Below are 15,344 nucleotides of genomic sequence, written 5' to 3'. Positions count from 1 at the left end.
GGTGTAAATGAAGGGGCAGTTCTCTGCAATGTCAAAACTGCTTTTTCGTTTACCCCATCATCGATTGTAACCTAAAGAATTTGTCGCATCTTCACTTCCTTATTGCCTGCTCCATCAGGCCGCCTTCATAAAGGCCGCACAGAAAGCTGAAATTGTTACTGGTTAAAGCAATCACGAATTGAAGTAGACAACTCTTCATATCCTTTCAATATTTCTTCTTTATGTGCCTGCATTTCTTCATTCATTTTTGTATAGTCCAAACAGTTCTGATAACCTGCCTCACCCCAATATAGAACATTTTTGTCGGCATTATATAAAAGTCTGTCAGCACGTTCAATGGAGAAATTCTCAGCATTTTCAAACTTTATCGTCTGGTCAGCAGTATATATTATTTCGATAAAGCAGTCTGTATCATTCCAAATTTCACCTTCAGAAGTTTTTTGGATTTCCAGCAAATGACCGCCGCAATTGGAAATCTGACTTGCAAAAGAGCGGTATTGATAGGAATCAATGCTAATGCTCCGTTCTTCTCCCTCAGAATAAACATTGATTTCAGCAATGCTATTTTCGACAGCAGACAGTCCATCCGGTAGCTGCTTTTCATTGTCCCCCACTGCATAAATTCCAATCAAACAAAGTGCAAGGGTCAAACATAGTGTAACAATGGAAACAACTGCTTTTCGGCGATTTGTCTTTCTTTCGCATATGGCGGTACAGACAATATAGCCTGAAAATCCGCCCAAGGTATTGATTAGAAAATCTTCCATTTCCGCATATCTGCCGCCAAACAACTGTAATAGTTCAATCAAGAATGAGATTAAACCGCTAATAATCGCCACCTTTTTCCAATTTCCTCTACAGGAACGAAAAACAAGCGGCAACAAAAAACCAAGAGGACAAAACAAAGCGAAGTTAAGCAATATAGGGACAATAGAACTCCCAATAAACGGAAGCAAATTATAATTGAAAGGACCATTCAGACTATAACTTAGTGTGAAAATCCCCGTTAGGTTGAGAAGCGTAACGCAGTAAATGCAGAATATTCCCTCAAACATATAATTCCATGAGATAGTTCTGCGTTTTTTGAAAAGATACAGCAACACAAAAATAACAATATAAATTATGATACCTAAGAAAACCGATTCTTTAAGTGCTTGTATACCTTTTATCATATAATTCATACTATCACCTTCCCTCAAGAAATTCCGAGTTGTCTCTATCTTTATCTTTTAATTATACACAGGATTTGAATCTTTTTCTACTTATCTATAATCAAAAAATCCTCTCGAAAAATCCTCTTCCTTGTATTATAAAACCGCTTTCATAAAGTTTTTCTTCTTTTTCAGAATACCCGCGTATCACTACGAATATTCCGACTGTCAAAATCACTCCAAATACGATTCCTGCCAGAATTCCATTCGTCCCCATTCCATAACTCTCATTCAGATAATAAGATGGCAGGAAAGAAAGGATTGTTCCCACAACCGATGGCGGTATAAATCTTAGAAAATTCTTATAGCATAGGCACTTTACCATTTCCTTGTCTATCATTCCCAACATTCGCAAACTACAAACGACCCTGCTATTTTCTTCCTTCTCTGCCTGGATACGTGAATGAATTAACAGAAACTCAGCCATTATCATAAGCCCTATCACAAATGCCATCAAAAATAATAAAAATTGTCCTGATTTCTTTGCATCCTGGTATTTCTCCACTTTCGAAGACAATTCATAATACGTCTGCTCATCTTCATTCAACTGATTGCTTTCCTGCAGATATTCTTTTACTTCACATACTCCCGCATAAGAATCTTCCCAATTCTGAAACTGAAACAAGTTTGCGATACCAGCACTACCTGTTATATCTGCACTTAATTTTTCGAAATCAGAATCGTTGATGATCAGTGTTTTATCTGCAAAGGTCGGATTTTGATTAAACAGTATCTTTACATCTGTTCCAACAGACTGCAGCTTTCTGTCCCCGGAAATCGTTACAGTAGATACTGGCTGTATGTTATGTTCATACCCATCTTCCAGATTGTACTGAAACAAATTCAAAAACTCGCCTTCCTGAATCTGATAATCACATCCAAAATCCTGGTTTATTTCTGTCACAGGAAGGTAATTAAAAACATCATCTCTGATATAGGGAAGCTGAATGACCTGTTCTACAGTAACACCATTTTTCTCCAATATATGAAGGACATCCTGTACTGAAACCTGATTCATTCCATAGATTTCTGAGTACACCATGTCATAGGGAGAATAACTTTTTGCATCCTGTAGAAAAGCCGGATATAAAGTCACACATACCCCCGTAAGCATAACAGATACCGCTATTATGAGAGAGGCTAAAACATACCTACATTCCCATTCTTTCTTGTGTCTGCGGACAAATGACCATTCCACCAGATGAAACCTCATGTAGTTGGGTGCAAGTCTGCATAAGAACGTACCGATCTTTCCTGTTTTTTCTGCCCGATATTGTGCTTTTAGCAGGGTTCCGATTTTATCCAGCATAAGTCTCCCGGCATTCAGGATAAAGGCAACTGCCACCACTACTGTATATAGAACTGCTGTAAGCTTATATGCTTCCGGGCAAAACTGCCATTGCACTCCGTGAACATCTATTGCATAAATGATAACGGAAAAAAATAAAAATGACAGCACAGTTCCTGCCGCAAGTGCTATTGCTAATGCCAGCACGGATATGATCACATTTTCAAAAAGTAAGTTTCTAAACGCTTCCTTCCGGCTCATGCCAAGAGAAAACATCACTCCGTATTCCTGTTTTCTTGATGCCAGAAATGCCTGACACGAAACAGGAAGAAAAAAAACCAGAAACACTGCAGACAGAAAAAATGGAAGATAAATGTTATTGGATATTGATGAATTTACAATCGACGCATTCATAAACGTCCTGTTTGTGGAAATAACTGCAAAACAACAGAATAATGCCGTTGCAGATAAATTGCATAGAAAGTACAATCGATATTTGTAAAAACCAGCTTTCAGCATCTTTCGGGAAATATCAAAAAAGGTCATCTTTTCCACCTCCCAAACCGCACAGCGTTTTCCATATATCTTCTCTGAAATTATCGGCAGTGTTCTCTTTCTTTACTTCTTTTGCCAGATTCCCATCCTGTAGAAAAAGTACCCGGTCACAAAAGGATGCCGTATAAGCATCATGTGTCACAAGCAGAAAGCTGATGCCAGACCGTTGATTCATCTGTTTCATACATCGCATCACATCCTCGGTGGTCTTTCGGTCAAGGCTTCCTGTTGGCTCATCTCCAAAAATAATATCCGGTTCATTGATCAGCGCCCTGCCAATCGCAACTCTCTGTTTCTGACCTCCCGATATTTCCGTAATTCCTTTGTCAGCTAATTTTTCAATGCCGAGCACATCCGCTATTCTTGAAAAACGCTCTTGCTGGATGTCTGCTTCTTTTCGTTCAAGAATGAGTGGTAACAATATATTTTCTTTTACCGTCAAACTCTCCAAAAGCTGGAAATCCTGAAAAATCATTCCCATATGCTTTCTGCGAAAAAATGCCTTCTCTTCTTCCGTAAGCTGTGAAAACGTTTCTCCTCCTATTACGATTTCTCCATCGTCCGGTGTGTCAACCCCGGTCAGCACATGGAGCAGAGTAGTCTTTCCACTGCCGGATGGTCCCATAATAGCAACCATTTCTCCTTTCATAACTTGCAGATTCACATTCTGCAAAATCCGCATAGTTTCTGCAGTTTTATAACTTTTTGAAATATGATTTGCATTTAATACATACATCGAAGTTCCTCCTGATAATAAATTTTAAATTTGATTATCAGAAGTATTTAATCATCCATCCGAACCGATAGACTGCAAAGGGTAACTCCCGGTCTGAAAGAAAACTCACCTTGTCCGAGGTCTTTAAAGCCATCATATACCCAGAGCACCATTATTTCTATTCCACCGAAACATATACACTCATAGAAATGCAAACATATACTTTCGCTTATATCGTTTTCACTATTTGACTTTTCCAAGCATTCCATCTGCTGTATGACTATACTTTCCAAATCCCCTTCTGCATAATATCCACTCCAGAGTCGGAAATTTAGCGACAAAAGTAAAATCAGCATGATGGAACTTAAAACCATAATAGCAGCAATTCTCTGTTTTTTTACTGAAATCATATGAATCAAACCCTATACTTCTGCTTTATCATCTGGAATTTATTTTAATAAATATTTTTCAAATGCTTTGTGCGTGTCAAAGTGAACCTCTTTGAAAAATAAAACGAGCCAAATAATAAAAGCCGGAATAGCCATATATGGTGTTAAAAAATAAGACAACACTGCTCCTACTAACATTATGCCAGCCCATGTAAAACACTGATTTTTTATATCACGAGAAAGATGAGCTTTATCATACAATGCCTGCTCTTCTTTCGATAATGAATTAAATCCCGAAACAAATTTAGCCGCTTTTTCTTTAAATATTGCAAATAACACTCCTATAATCACAAATGGAATAACCAAAACTCCACATAGCCAAAGCCCTATATTCATAGTATATTCCTCCTTCACAAATTCCGATTTTCTTAATTCTGCAAACTTTATCGTCTTGTTCCATTCTTATCAAAATTCTTTTTTAATGCTATTTCTGTTGGGAGAATAGACCCAATTAAAGGAATAAGTTGAACACCACAAATAATTCCTCCCATACTCCCAACACAATCTTCACTTTTTCCAATTACTAAAAGCATGAATATTACTGTTATTGGCAACATAACCATTCCACAGACATACCAGACTTTACCGCAATATTTATGAGCAAATTCCCATGTATCTTTATTCTTCATAGACATCGAAGTCCGATATCCGAATACTGAATTTATTTCCTTTGGAGCCTTTTTCATAAAATATTTTCCAAAACCAATCATCGTAAATGGAAGAATTAAATCCATAATCAACATAAAAATCCAAAACTCCATTGTAAATCTCCTTTACTATAACTTCCGCTTGAACAAAATCGCTGCGCGATGGCCTGCCAAGGCTGTGGCGCAGTTTTATTTTTATTAAAAAGCAGTGGAATTACTTTTCATAATCCGTTATTGTTAAGTTACCACACGAAACAACTGAACTAAGAAAGCTCCACTGCCTATGATAAGAATAACATTTTCCAGTCTCTTCCGCAATCGGAATTATGACGCTAATGCACCTCCGAATAGGTAGATGTAATTATTAACACTACTTATTCTGGAGGTTTTATTATGTATAAAGGTATTTTTGAATCTATCCGCAATGAAGCGGAAAAACGTAACCTGCGTGAAAGAACTATTCAACTGTATTGCTCTGATGTCAGTTACTTCCTTCGTTGGATTGGAAAAAATGTTTCTGATCTTACACTTGAAGATGCGGAAAGTTTTCTTACAGCCAAACGTCTGGAAGGCAGGTCTCCTGAAACTCACAATCACTATCGGTCTGCAATCAAGTTCTTATATAAAAAGGTGCTGAAGATTCTCTGGGATGATGACACTGTTCCAGCTATGAAAAGAGAGCGAAATCTTCCTGCCGTTCTATCCTGCGATGAAATAAATGCAATCATTGACGCCACTCCGAATCTGAAGCATAAAGCGATTATTGCAACTATGTATTCTTCTGGATTACGTGTATCGGAGGTTGTTCATCTTCATTATGATGACATTTCACGTACCAACATGACAATTCATGTTCGTGAAACCAAAGGCAGAATTGACAGGTATACAATTCTGTCTCAAAAGAATTTAGACCTTCTCACAGAGTATTGGTACAAATGTGGTCGCCCCAAAGATATCCTTTTCCCAAGTTCCTGGTCCGGTGGATATCTTGATATAGCCAGTGTTAACCAGTTCTTTAAGAAAAGTGCTAAACTCGCCGGCATTAACCGTCATGTTTCCTCTCATGCGTGCCGTCATAGTTTTGCCAGCCACTTATTCGAAAGTGGCACAGATGTAAAATATATCCAGTCACTTCTGGGACATGTTGATCCTCGCTCTACAGATGTTTACCTTCATGTAAGCAACAAGACACTTCTTGGAATCCGCAGCCCGTTCGACAACCCGGAAGGTGGTGAATCATGAGTAAGGATTGTACGATTCAGGATGTTTTTCATCGTTTTTATTCATCTTTTGAATCCACACATAGTATTTCTCCCGCTCAGCGAAAGGCCGCTTACCACATCATGAATTGCAAAACTGGTGCCTTCGGTGTGAATGTAAGCGTATGCGGGGACTGCGGCTGCATATCAGTCCACTATAACTCCTGCCGTGACAGGTGCTGTCCTATGTGTCAGGAGTTTCCAAAAGAAAAATGGGTAGATGCACGGCGGGAGGATATCTTAGATGCTCCTTATTTCCATGTGGTTTTTACAGTTCCAGAAGAACTCAATCCCATTATCTACAGCAACCAGAAATCCTTATACGCTGCTCTTTATCATGCGGCTTCAGATACTCTCAGTGAACTTGCTGCTGACAGTAAATATCTTGGGACTGATATCGGCTATATCTGTATCCTCCATACATGGGGAAGTACCATGAACTTTCATCCTCATATCCATGCGATTGTTCTTGGTGGAGGACTGGATGCGAAAAATCATTGGAAAGACAATGGGAAAGAGTTTTTCCTTCCGATTAAGGTGATTTCCAAAACGTTTCGTGGAAAATATATGGCTGAACTTAAGCAGCTCTGGGAAAATGACAGGCTTGAATTTCATGGATCGGCTGCACCTTACAAAAACTACTATACTTTCAAGGAATTGTTAAATACCTGCTATACAAAGGAATGGATTCCTTATTGCAAGAAACCATTTAACGGTGCCGAATCTGTCATCAGATACCTTGGAAAATACACCCACCGGATTGCTATCAGCAACTACCGTATCAAAGACATGACAGAATCTACAGTTACATTTTCTGCTAAAGATTACAAAAACCAAGGGCTTTGGAAAGAGATCACCTTATCCGGCGAGGAATTTATCCGTCGATTTTTAATGCATGTTCCCCCAAAACGCTTTGTACGTATCAGGCACTATGGTCTTCTTTCATCCAGAAATAAGAAGAAAAAGATTACCCTATGCAGAAACATCCTTGGTTGCAAAAAATATATTTCCAAGCTGAAAGATATGGATGCACCTGCCATTATCCGTCTTCTTTATAATAAAGATATATGCAAGTGCTCTTCCTGTGGTGGCAGGATTATTCCTCTGCCTACAGAACAACATTTTATAAAACCAAAACCACATATGCTCTGTTAACGTATCATAACTGTATATTTTTTTAGCTTCCTTAGGGAGGCTTATTTCTGGTGTCATAATACAGGACTGAATTATAAATTCTATGTGTTTCTATGTGTACACGCTATCCTATTATAAATAGAGTGTCAGAATTAAAAGTCCATATAGAGTTGACGCGCTTTGTTCAACCAGAAAAAATCGAAATTGATGCAAACGAAAGGGCAGTTAATGAAAAGTCTCAATACTGCTTTTTCGTTTGCACCACCTTCGATTCTTTCCTTAACGATTTGTATTTCCGTTTTTATTCTTTTTTGTGAAATTCTTTCAAATTTAATTCACGTTTCAATTCTTCCTCTGACGGCAGATAGGTGAAATATTTCGATGCAAATATCTGGTGATTATCTTCAGGAAGCGTATATTTTACAATAGAATCTCCCTTATCTGCACAAAGTACAATCCCAATAGGCTGCGTGTCTCCTTCATTCATCATTTCACGAGTATAGTAATTCACATACATCTGCATTTGTCCTAGATCCTGATGAGTCAGTTTACCCATTTTCAAGTCAATGAGAACGAAACATTTTAAAATATAGTTGTAAAATACCAGATCAATAAAAAAGTCCTGTCCATCCAATGTAAACCTTTTCTGGCGTGCTACAAATGAAAATCCTCTTCCAAGTTCCAAAAGGAAATGTTGAAGATGATCAATCAATGCCTGTTCCAAATCTCCTTCATATACATGTGTGTCAGGCTGAATCTGCAGAAATTCCATAACATAAGGATCTTTCACTATTTTCTCATATTCTGGTTTTGGCTCTGTTGTTTGAATTTCATTTGCAACCGCTATCTTATCCTGGCTTGCTAAAATACGCTGATAATACATCGTATTGATCTGCCGTTCCAGTTGACGAACACTCCATGCTGCTTTTGCACATTCTTCCATATAAAATCTTCTTGCCTGTTCATCATTTATACGCATCAAGACACGATAATGTGACCAGCTCTATACGCATAAGAATCTGATAATGCGTCCAGCTCAACTTAAATGGCATTTTTTTATATGCCGTCTCTAATTATCCAATCGGGAATTGGACAATTCCAAAAGCCTGTTCAAATTGTCCAATTCCCGATTGGATAATTTCATTCTCTCTGTCTTTGTAAGCCATATAGAACTGCCGCATTCCCGCAACATTGCTTCTTGAGAAACCTCTTCCGTATTCTTCTGTCAAATATGATGACAAGGAATCCAGGACTTTTGCTCCATACTTAGCTCTTTCTGCTCCCTGTTGTTCCTGCTCTACAATATATCTTCCCAGCAAAAAAACTGGTAAGAACCGTAATTGCATTTGCCATTTGTCCCATATTACTTCTGGCACTGTCAATCAATTTCTTTGATTTATTAAATAAACTTTGAAACTCATTACTTTCTATGATTTCCAATTTTTCGATTTCCACACTAAGACCTCCAAACTGTCTATGATTTCCAATTATTTTTTTATAAAATATTTGTTTTTCTAATATCAAAACGCATACCGAAATTATAACTTATCCAACGATTTTTCACAATCAATTTTATGATTGTAAAATAAAAAGCAGGTAGCCAGCCATTGCAACCGACTACCTACCCACTTACTACCGCTATTCTTCTGCTGCTTCAAAAGAAATTTTCAAAAATTCCTTATCTGTCATTCCATCTAGCTTTCTCAACACCTGCCCAGCAAGCTCCTCCATATCACTGTCCTTTATGTGCAGCATTACCCGTCTGATTTCTTCCATCAGCTTCATTCTGTTTGATGTCTCAAAGACACACATCAAATTTGTTTCTTCTACCGTAAATGGATTATTCATATTCCTATATTTCCTCCCTATTCGTCTTTTTAGTTTTATCCTGCTCTTTTGCATCTTTATTTTTCCCCTGTGCCACTTCCGTCTGCTTGGCTGCCAGACGCTCCTTTAAGGAAGTACGAGCCTGCGGCTTTTCCGCCTGTTCTTTCTTTTCTTCCTCATGATTGAATTTCTCCACGCCATTGTTGAGCCTGTCATCAATCATGTTATAATTCTGCTCCTCCAGCTCCTCGATCTTGGCAAGCGGCTTATATTCTGCCAGCTTAGCAATCAGCTTTTTTGCCTGTCTTTCGCTGTCCTCGTCAATTCCCTCATCAATAGATGTCTGCAAAAAAATCTGTAATGGCTTCACATTACCGCTTTTTATATCATTTGCAATCATTTGAACCTGTGCTTCCCTGTCCGGTACCGAGTCTCTATATTCAAAAGTGTCAATATCATAGGATAACTGGTCAAGTTCTGTCGCAATCGTCTGTATCTTTGCTTTCTTTGTCTCCCTGTCATTAACCTCTTTATCCGGATATGCTGCAATCAGTTTTTTAAGGGCATCCTGCACTATGGGAGTATCCCGAAGCTCTGGTGTGTAATTCAGAAAATCCACATCTATGCAATTTTCTCTGACAATATCTGCTTCCTCATCTTCCCATTCTTCTGTACCATCAATGTGCATATTGACACCAATCGAAGGTATTCCATGCATATCTTACTCATCTGCAAGCACTTCTTTTAATTTTTCATAGTAGAATTTCTCATGTGCTTCGCTAATAAAGCGAATGTTCTCTTTCTTGTTACTTACTGCTCCTAACGCTGTGTTGTTCATAGTGAACCTCCTTCTGAAATTGAATTGAAAAAGGCACTCCTAATGGAATGCCCTAATATAAAAAATAGGGACACACATTTTTCTAAGCGCATCCACTTCTTTATGCCACTCATTATCCGTATTTGCAAAGTCCGTAACCTCTGCTCCTTTTTCGTGATTATCAAAATCAAATACAATAAATCTGCATGTACCATTTGACAATAAAGGATATACACCGATTACATCTGATCCATCTTCTTTTGTGCCTAACAAATGAGCAATTATTTTTTTACATCCAGACTTATCCATTTGGTATTTTCACATTCATCACAAAACACCTTCTCTTTACGTTGTTTAGGGCAAAGCCGGTCATTCCAACGATTCGCACATTGTGGAAAATAGCCCCCGTTCTTTCCTCTTCTGGCATATACATCTTCTCTTCCCCAAAACATCGAAAAGAAACGTATTGCCATTTTCTCTGTAATATACGGTGGATTTACAATACGATTCCCTTGATCCAGGTCATATTCTTCTGCACTTTCTATTTTTTCTTCAAAAGGATTCACCTCTTCATATGAAATGCCTGCTTTCTTCAATTTATCTTTTAATATCTTGTTCTCATATTCAAGCAACCTAACCATCTTTCTCAATGAATCTGCATCATATGCTTCTATGTTCAAACCTTCCACCTACAATTCTTATTATCTCGTAACATAACTTCCATTCAATGTCCCAACTTTATTTTAGTATTTGTTCCAAATATTTTCAGTACTTATTTTTCTTATTGACGCACTTCTCTGTCAATCGTATAATTAATACACAAAAAACGAAAAGAGGAGGTGTTCGTATGGCTACTTCAAGTATTACTCATAATTTTGTCATATCCAATCCAAATAGCGTGAAACATTTTATCGCAGCGATTGATGAAGCTGACCGTGACCGCACACCAAAGCAGGCACTTCCCGGACGTCAGTTGACAAACCCACAAGAAATCTTAGCTTTAATGTCAAAGAGGAAAAAACAAACTCTTAAATATTAAAATTCTTCAATAAAAAATCCTCTAAAACAATAGGTATTTCACTATCTCTTAGAGGATATTTCTTTACTTTAAATGATATTTGGTAATACTTTTCCAGTTTTCCGAGAAACCCATTTTATTCAATAATTCAACTTCACTTATATGCTCTACTTCTCTGTTTACTCGGTCAATCTCTTTTATGAGCTTTCTTTTAAATTCCAGAAAATCTTTTCCAGGTAATAGATATCTAAAAGCAATCACCACAGCAAACAAATCTTGTTTTCCTTTTTCGTACTGATTACCGCTCTGTGGTAATGAAAGTTTTTTATGAAGCGGTGTATCCGCAATAGCATCTACTGTTCTGTATGTAAACAGTCGTTCCCCATGGGCACATACATTCCTATACTTAGTGAGAACAGATAGAAACTGTTCCATCTGATGCTGATTCAAAGGTTCAAAATTTTTTGATACTTTTGATTTTAAGGACTGCGGAAACACTCGGAACATTTTTGATAAGTTTCCAAACGTAAGTACATTTGCCAAAACCCATAATGGAATTTCACCATATGTCTTGCGGTAATAGTTGATATATGTATAATCTGTGGTCGTTGTTGCCCGTTTCAAGGTCGCTATCAACTTTACGATTGTTGCATGATTTCTTTTTGTATTATTATAATTATTAGCATCCAGGTACTGCTTCTGCTCTGCTCCATACATTTCAGTAAAATAGTATGACATCAAAGAACGCATCTGTCGCTCAATCTGCAGTAAATATTTAAAGAACAACTCTCTAAGCTCTGCATCAAACTTATACAGACTGACTATTTCTTCAAAACTTGTTCCTGCTTTATATTTTTTTGTGTTTGATATTCTAAAAAGATGTTTATATCCTCCCATAAGAGGAAAATATCCTATTTGGCGTAACATCTCTTCCGCATATTCTCTGTCTTTTATTTTTATTCCCTTTTCATCACTGATCCAGGAAACCTGGTCACTAAAAGAAGAGAATTTTTTCGGTGTCTGCATCTCATTTCTCCTTAAAACAAAAGAGGGAGAGACCCGCAGGCTCTCCCCCGCCTGTAGGCTTCTCAAGTTTCTACAGAACGATCACTGAGCTTAGTATACGTCATTTTAAATGTCCTGTCAATACGCCAAAACATTCTTAGCCATACCCGCTCAGAAGTATTCTATGCTGTTTTTTCTTCCTTATTCTGTTTTTCTTCCTCCAACTCCCAGAGGACTTCAGCGCCGTACTTATCAATCATCCGTACCAGAAAATCAATGCACCGCTCAAATTCAATATTCTGTTGCATAAGCTCCTCCCGTTATTGTTTGATCTGAGCTTATTTTACAGAACCTGCCGGAAAACCACATTGAATAGAAATCCGAAAGAGTAATCTCCGAATTGCAAAAATTATCCGGCATCATCAAGGAATACCATTCCGATCACTGTCTGGATTATGCCAAAGTACAGGAAACCCTTGGAACCATTTATCTGATGACTGCCAATCTTCCGCAAGCCAAAACACATTTTAAAAGAGCTTTCAAAATATATGAAAAGATCTGGGCTGATGAACCAGAAATGATTGAAGCAAAATATCAGGAAATTCAGGAGTTATATCCACAGATTGGATTTTGCATTGAAAAAAATCTATCCGGTCTTTTAACAAAATAAGCATAATTTACGGCGGGCAACTTGCCCGCCGTTATATTCAACTATTCGTCAAATAAATATATGCATCTTCCAAAGTGATATCCTTATCCAGGACACAATTCTCATTTGGCTTTCCTTTGCTTAATACTTTCATATGAATTCCATTTTCTACATACTGCTTAGATGATATAGAATAATTGGCTTCTAACAAACGGGCTTCTTCTGCATTTTGTACCGTACAATTCCAAACACAGCCTTTTGCATTTTCCAGCAACCCACTCACGCTTCCAGAATATAAAAAACTTCCTTTTTTCATAATGGCAAGCTGTGTACAGGTTGCTGCTAAATCTTCTACTACATGAGTGGAAAACAGCACAGTTCTATCCTTTGAAAAATCAACCAGAAGATTGCGGATCCTAATTCTTTCTTCCGGATCTAACCCAGTTGTTGGTTCATCAATAATCAAAAAATCCGGATTATTAAGAAGTGCCTGTATGAGTCCGACACGCCTCTTCATACCACCAGATAATTGCCGCATTTTTTTATTCTGATGCTCTGTAAGAGAAGTCTTTTCCAGATAATAGGTAATTCTTTGTTCGAGGTCATTTCTGGATACTCCTGACAGTCCCCCCATATATACAAGACATTCTTTCACCGTAAGATTCGGATATAAGTCGATTTCCTGTGGAAGATAACCAATCTTTTTCTGTATTTTCTCATAATTTCCCTCGTTATACAGAATTCCATCAAGGGAAACCATTCCTTCCGTTTGTTTTAAAACAGTTGTAAGAACCCTCATCAAAGTGGTTTTTCCAGCACCATTCTCTCCCAAAAGTCCGTAAATTCCCTTAGGTATTTCAAGAGATGCCTTATTTACTGCAACTACACCATTTTTAAATCTAACTGTTAAATCATTTATTCTAATACTCATAATCTATCCTCTTTTCTTTAAAGCCATTGGTAATACTGCAAATAAAAACAGCCCCGCTATAAAAGACACAAGCGTTCCATAAATCCAACTCTCGGACATTAATTGAGTAGGTTCACAAAAGCTGAAAGAAAACAATCCCAGATTTCCGAAAAATGAACTTCCCGCTTTTGATATAAGTCCAATGACAATTCCAAATAAACATCCAATACCTGCCCACATATTTCGAAGAAATGTACACAAAATCACAGAGCATATACTCCAAAGCCAGATAGTTCCAAACATTGCAATGAAATATAAAAGAAATATCTGAATACCCGAAATGCCTTCGTTTACACTGCCCGGTTTTTGCCAGAAAAACAAAACATATCCAACACAAGAAAGTATTAATAAATATAATATTTGAACGCCCACTCTCTGCGATATTACTTTTAACTGCTTTTTTTGATCATACAAATGAAATACATCGGCACGCTTACTTTTTACTTCCATCAAATATGTGTCACTACAAAAAATAATTGTTAAAAATGCTATTGGAGACTGAATTGCTGAACCGATTTCTTCATAGTATATAATCGGATGAATAACACACAATATCAGTATAAATGCACATGAATAAAAAATCTTATATAACGACAGGCAGTTTTTTAGTTCCGTTTTCAATGAACTCTCCTCCTTTTCCAGATTGTAACAGAAATACATACTAATATAACTGATGAAATTACAAGAATAATCTGATTTATGTTTGACATTTTGGCTGCATGTGTTTCAAAAAATCTGCCAGGGAATCGCACCATAATAGAGAACGGTCTCATATAATAAATATCATTCTTCATGGTCAGCATATTTGAATATATAATGTGTAAAAACAAGATTGGTGCTGCCGGAAGCGGATTTTTAAATATTACTGCTGTAATTGTATAGACACAACATATCATCAAAAGATTCGGAACAATATAGATCAGAGAATTCACGCAAAAATCAATTGGTGTTACTGGAAAGCCCGATTCTAAAGACGTTTTCAAACACAGCATAAAGAATATAACATTCAAAATCACTAATACGCCCAGCATACTAATGAATCCGCTTATTACTTTCCCACATATATATTGGATTGCCGTAACGGGCTTTGTATGTAATAATTCATAGGTATTTTTTCGTGTATCCTGAATAAATAAAAATGATAGCAAGACTGTTGCAAAAAAGGCCATATGCAATCCTGCAAAATCCGTAAATTTTTTGGCAAAGTACCAGGAAAAAGAATGTTCGGATAATTTCCGCTCGATATAATGATTGATTTCTTCTGCTGTCCCCTTATGAATTTCAAGGTCCTCATAAGCATATATTGCATTATAATAGCCATATTGGGATTCCAAAAACTCAGAAGCAGTCTTTACATCCATATTCTGAATTTCTTTCATTACATGATCTGCTTCCTGCCTGCTAAATCCAAAACCATTTTTGGAGGTGTCCATTAACGTCTCTTTGATCGTATCTTCCCACTCCCTTCTTCTTTCTTTATCATCAGATGTGGGAATGTACCCATCCATGACATCAGCATCTTCCAATGCTACGTCATTTTGTGTGATCTGTTCATTCTGTTTGATATAATGAATTTGCAAATACGATGACAGACATTGATACATACTGGCAACTATAATAATCAAGCCAATCCACAAAACAGGGTTCTTTAAATAATCAAGTATACTTCTTTTTATGATTGTTTTCATTGTATCTCTTCCTTTCTTTATTTCTTTAACTGGTGCTAGAATATAAATAGTACAAGCCAAAATGAGAAATTCCAAATACACATAAGCATGATACAATAGAGGCATGCTGAAG

General features: G+C 37.1%; 19 protein-coding genes and 3 pseudogenes. 4 read left to right on the top strand and 18 right to left on the bottom strand.

The annotated features are described in order from the left end of the window. Nucleotides 1-155: 155 nt before the first annotated feature. The 6 genes from M72_RS09905 to M72_RS09880 form a co-directional block, all read right to left on the bottom strand. A complete protein-coding gene (locus M72_RS09905) occupies nt 156-1,181 on the bottom strand; it encodes a VanZ family protein (protein WP_055068108.1) in 1,026 nt (341 codons plus the stop codon). A 91-nt stretch (nt 1,182-1,272) separates the two neighbouring features. Then, nucleotides 1,273-3,045 carry an FtsX-like permease family protein gene (locus tag M72_RS09900; RefSeq protein WP_055068107.1) on the bottom strand — a complete coding sequence of 591 codons (1,773 nt, stop codon included), beginning with the start codon at nt 3,043-3,045 and terminating at the stop codon, nt 1,273-1,275. Then, a complete protein-coding gene (locus M72_RS09895; protein ID WP_055068106.1) occupies nt 3,032-3,790 on the bottom strand; it encodes an ABC transporter ATP-binding protein in 759 nt (252 codons plus the stop codon). The genes M72_RS09900 and M72_RS09895 overlap by 14 nt, the downstream gene beginning before the upstream one ends. A 47-nt stretch (nt 3,791-3,837) precedes the next feature. Continuing rightward, nucleotides 3,838-4,179 carry a hypothetical protein gene (locus tag M72_RS09890; protein WP_055068105.1) on the bottom strand — a complete coding sequence of 114 codons (342 nt, stop codon included), beginning with the start codon at nt 4,177-4,179 and terminating at the stop codon, nt 3,838-3,840. A gap of 39 nt (nt 4,180-4,218) precedes the next feature. Beyond that, a complete protein-coding gene (locus tag M72_RS09885; protein WP_055068104.1) occupies nt 4,219-4,554 on the bottom strand; it encodes a DUF3784 domain-containing protein in 336 nt (111 codons plus the stop codon). Nucleotides 4,555-4,601: 47 nt separating this feature from the next. Continuing rightward, nucleotides 4,602-4,979, bottom strand: coding sequence for an SdpI family protein (locus M72_RS09880; protein ID WP_055068103.1), 378 nt, complete (start codon nt 4,977-4,979; stop codon nt 4,602-4,604). A gap of 279 nt (nt 4,980-5,258) precedes the next feature. Between M72_RS09880 and M72_RS09875 the strand changes: the two genes are divergently transcribed. Together M72_RS09875 and M72_RS09870 are read left to right on the top strand one after the other, a co-directional pair. Next, nucleotides 5,259-6,107 (top strand): tyrosine-type recombinase/integrase, encoded by an 849-nt coding sequence (locus tag M72_RS09875; protein ID WP_055068102.1) that lies wholly within the window; start codon nt 5,259-5,261, stop codon nt 6,105-6,107. Continuing rightward, on the top strand, nt 6,104-7,279 hold the full coding sequence (locus M72_RS09870) for an IS91 family transposase (protein WP_055068101.1): 1,176 nt from the start codon (nt 6,104-6,106) through the stop codon (nt 7,277-7,279). Before M72_RS09875 ends, M72_RS09870 begins: the two co-directional genes overlap by 4 nt. A 280-nt stretch (nt 7,280-7,559) precedes the next feature. Here the strand turns inward: M72_RS09870 and M72_RS09865 are convergent, their stop codons facing one another. The 7 genes and pseudogenes from M72_RS09865 to M72_RS18250 all read right to left on the bottom strand — a co-directional run bounded on the left by M72_RS09865 (nt 7,560) and on the right by M72_RS18250 (nt 10,543). Further along, nucleotides 7,560-8,141: a PDDEXK nuclease domain-containing protein gene (locus tag M72_RS09865; protein ID WP_330378205.1), complete on the bottom strand. Its 582-nt coding sequence runs from the start codon at nt 8,139-8,141 to the stop codon at nt 7,560-7,562. Nucleotides 8,142-8,331: 190 nt separating this feature from the next. Further along, on the bottom strand, nt 8,332-8,604 hold the full coding sequence (locus M72_RS09860) for a DUF1016 N-terminal domain-containing protein (RefSeq protein WP_261291815.1): 273 nt from the start codon (nt 8,602-8,604) through the stop codon (nt 8,332-8,334). Then, nucleotides 8,525-8,713 (bottom strand): hypothetical protein, encoded by a 189-nt coding sequence (locus M72_RS17665; RefSeq protein WP_242853386.1) that lies wholly within the window; start codon nt 8,711-8,713, stop codon nt 8,525-8,527. Before M72_RS17665 ends, M72_RS09860 begins: the two co-directional genes overlap by 80 nt. 183 nt (nt 8,714-8,896) lie before the next feature. Then, nucleotides 8,897-9,106 carry a transposon-transfer assisting family protein gene (locus tag M72_RS09855; protein ID WP_055068099.1) on the bottom strand — a complete coding sequence of 70 codons (210 nt, stop codon included), beginning with the start codon at nt 9,104-9,106 and terminating at the stop codon, nt 8,897-8,899. Between the two features lie 4 nt (nt 9,107-9,110). Next, nucleotides 9,111-9,803, bottom strand: coding sequence for a DUF4316 domain-containing protein (locus M72_RS09850; protein ID WP_055068098.1), 693 nt, complete (start codon nt 9,801-9,803; stop codon nt 9,111-9,113). Nucleotides 9,804-9,821: 18 nt separating this feature from the next. Next, a pseudogene (locus tag M72_RS18315) lies at nt 9,822-9,923 on the bottom strand (DUF6075 family protein); the annotation flags it as partial. A gap of 39 nt (nt 9,924-9,962) precedes the next feature. After that, nucleotides 9,963-10,543: pseudogene (locus M72_RS18250) on the bottom strand (TOTE conflict system archaeo-eukaryotic primase domain-containing protein). A 206-nt stretch (nt 10,544-10,749) separates the two neighbouring features. Here M72_RS18250 and M72_RS09835 point away from each other — a divergent pair. Further along, complete coding sequence (locus M72_RS09835) at nt 10,750-10,941, top strand: hypothetical protein (RefSeq protein ID WP_055068096.1); 192 nt, start codon at nt 10,750-10,752, stop codon at nt 10,939-10,941. Nucleotides 10,942-11,004: 63 nt separating this feature from the next. Here M72_RS09835 and M72_RS09830 read toward each other — a convergent pair whose 3' ends face one another. Next, nucleotides 11,005-11,946, bottom strand: a complete 942-nt coding sequence (locus M72_RS09830; protein WP_055068095.1) for an Abi family protein — start codon at nt 11,944-11,946, stop codon at nt 11,005-11,007. 161 nt (nt 11,947-12,107) lie between these two features. Then, nucleotides 12,108-12,233 carry a hypothetical protein gene (locus M72_RS17655; protein WP_261291814.1) on the bottom strand — a complete coding sequence of 42 codons (126 nt, stop codon included), beginning with the start codon at nt 12,231-12,233 and terminating at the stop codon, nt 12,108-12,110. 74 nt (nt 12,234-12,307) lie between these two features. On the opposite strand from M72_RS17655, the pseudogene M72_RS09825 reads away from it, so the two are divergent. Then, nucleotides 12,308-12,595, top strand: a pseudogene (locus tag M72_RS09825) (tetratricopeptide repeat protein); the annotation flags it as partial. Between the two features lie 37 nt (nt 12,596-12,632). Here the strand turns inward: M72_RS09825 and M72_RS09820 are convergent. Genes M72_RS09820 through M72_RS09810 form a run of 3 tightly spaced genes read right to left on the bottom strand, consistent with a single transcriptional unit; the run spans nt 12,633 to nt 15,232 of the window. After that, a complete protein-coding gene (locus M72_RS09820) occupies nt 12,633-13,505 on the bottom strand; it encodes an ATP-binding cassette domain-containing protein (protein ID WP_055068093.1) in 873 nt (290 codons plus the stop codon). Between the two features lie 3 nt (nt 13,506-13,508). After that, the gene (locus tag M72_RS09815) at nt 13,509-14,165 is read right to left on the bottom strand and encodes a transporter (protein ID WP_243251860.1); all 657 of its coding nucleotides are present in this window, start codon (nt 14,163-14,165) and stop codon (nt 13,509-13,511) included. Beyond that, nucleotides 14,162-15,232 (bottom strand): ABC transporter permease subunit, encoded by a 1,071-nt coding sequence (locus tag M72_RS09810; RefSeq protein ID WP_055068092.1) that lies wholly within the window; start codon nt 15,230-15,232, stop codon nt 14,162-14,164. The genes M72_RS09815 and M72_RS09810 overlap by 4 nt, the downstream gene beginning before the upstream one ends. Nucleotides 15,233-15,344 lie beyond the last annotated feature (112 nt).

This window comes from Roseburia faecis, assembly GCF_001406815.1.
GTDB lineage: Bacteria > Bacillota > Clostridia > Lachnospirales > Lachnospiraceae > Roseburia > Roseburia faecis.
This window is presented reverse-complemented; position numbering and strand designations above follow the sequence as displayed.

Bases quoted from the DNA above. Each gene is read 5' to 3' on its own strand.
- M72_RS09850 (WP_055068098.1), bottom strand. From the start codon at position 9,803: ATGCATGGAATACCTTCGATTGGTGTCAATATGCACATTGATGGTACA.
- M72_RS09865 (WP_330378205.1), bottom strand. From the start codon at position 8,141: ATGTATTATCAGCGTATTTTAGCAAGCCAGGATAAGATAGCGGTTGCA.
- M72_RS09905 (WP_055068108.1), bottom strand. From the start codon at position 1,181: ATGAATTATATGATAAAAGGTATACAAGCACTTAAAGAATCGGTTTTC.
- M72_RS09900 (WP_055068107.1), bottom strand. From the start codon at position 3,045: ATGACCTTTTTTGATATTTCCCGAAAGATGCTGAAAGCTGGTTTTTAC.
- M72_RS17655 (WP_261291814.1), bottom strand. From the start codon at position 12,233: ATGCAACAGAATATTGAATTTGAGCGGTGCATTGATTTTCTGGTACGG.
- M72_RS09885 (WP_055068104.1), bottom strand. From the start codon at position 4,554: ATGAATATAGGGCTTTGGCTATGTGGAGTTTTGGTTATTCCATTTGTG.
- M72_RS09835 (WP_055068096.1), top strand. From the start codon at position 10,750: ATGGCTACTTCAAGTATTACTCATAATTTTGTCATATCCAATCCAAAT.
- M72_RS09860 (WP_261291815.1), bottom strand. From the start codon at position 8,604: ATGCAATTACGGTTCTTACCAGTTTTTTTGCTGGGAAGATATATTGTA.
- M72_RS09855 (WP_055068099.1), bottom strand. From the start codon at position 9,106: ATGAATAATCCATTTACGGTAGAAGAAACAAATTTGATGTGTGTCTTT.
- M72_RS09820 (WP_055068093.1), bottom strand. From the start codon at position 13,505: ATGAGTATTAGAATAAATGATTTAACAGTTAGATTTAAAAATGGTGTA.
- M72_RS09880 (WP_055068103.1), bottom strand. From the start codon at position 4,979: ATGGAGTTTTGGATTTTTATGTTGATTATGGATTTAATTCTTCCATTT.
- M72_RS09830 (WP_055068095.1), bottom strand. From the start codon at position 11,946: ATGCAGACACCGAAAAAATTCTCTTCTTTTAGTGACCAGGTTTCCTGG.
- M72_RS09875 (WP_055068102.1), top strand. From the start codon at position 5,259: ATGTATAAAGGTATTTTTGAATCTATCCGCAATGAAGCGGAAAAACGT.
- M72_RS09890 (WP_055068105.1), bottom strand. From the start codon at position 4,179: ATGATTTCAGTAAAAAAACAGAGAATTGCTGCTATTATGGTTTTAAGT.
- M72_RS09895 (WP_055068106.1), bottom strand. From the start codon at position 3,790: ATGTATGTATTAAATGCAAATCATATTTCAAAAAGTTATAAAACTGCA.
- M72_RS09810 (WP_055068092.1), bottom strand. From the start codon at position 15,232: ATGAAAACAATCATAAAAAGAAGTATACTTGATTATTTAAAGAACCCT.
- M72_RS09870 (WP_055068101.1), top strand. From the start codon at position 6,104: ATGAGTAAGGATTGTACGATTCAGGATGTTTTTCATCGTTTTTATTCA.